1 protein-coding gene is annotated in these 861 nt (G+C 48.3%); it reads right to left on the bottom strand.

What is annotated here, in order from left to right:
• Positions 1-861 (bottom strand): substrate-binding domain-containing protein (locus R7Q09_RS24785; RefSeq protein WP_318143775.1); only part of this gene is annotated, 861 nt, incomplete at both ends.

Raw genomic sequence — 861 nt, 5'->3', positions numbered from 1 at the left:
CTACTTTGCGTTTGTTAGAAAGCAACGGTTGCCCTTCAATCAGTGCCATCAACGATTCGATTGCGAGTTTACCCATGTCTGAGTAGGGCAGTTCAACCGACGTTAATGCTGGGAAGCTTTCAGAGGCGATTTGCTGATTATCGTAACCGACAACGGCAACATCCTGAGGAATCTTCAACCCCAACTCCGCTATCGCTTGGTAGCACCCCATTGCCATATAGTCGCTGCCACAGAAAATCGCTTCTGGTGGCTGCTCCATATTCAGTAGTGTCAGTGTTTGCTGGTGCGCTTCTTTTAGCGACCAGTTTGCATCGACTAAATACTCTGAGTTAGGAATGATGTCTGCATCAATGAGAGCCTGACGATAACCATCGGCACGTTGCTTACTGGCTAGCATCCAACTTTCACCAGACAGCATGGCAATGCGACGATAACCTTGCGCTGTGAGGTGGGAAACTGCTTTGTAAGCTCCAATCATATCGGCCGGCAAAATACTTGGCGTTTCGGTGTGTTCTTCGTTGGTGCAGTTCAGCAGCACAGTCGGTAAGGAAGTTGTGACGCGTTGCTGCTCCAACTCTCGCGTCATACTGGATGCGTAAACCAAACCTGCGTAATCACCGCCGTTGATCTCCGACTCAATCTTGCTTGCCAACACTTCATCATGGCTGTAATTGAACGTCACCAATATGTAGTCGTTCGACCACGCTTCTTCTCTCGCTGCATTGATGGCATCGATAAATGGGTCATAACTGGTTAAGCCATTGATCACCAATGCGATCTTTTTAGGGCGTCCCAAAGCATGGGCAACCTTTTTGTTTTTGTAGCCAAGTGATTCTGCGGTTTCGAGCACTTTACGTTTGG

It is taken from the genome of Vibrio sp. 2130-1, assembly GCF_033339515.1.
Note: the sequence above shows the minus strand (reverse complement) of the source record. Positions and strands in the feature narration are given on the sequence as shown.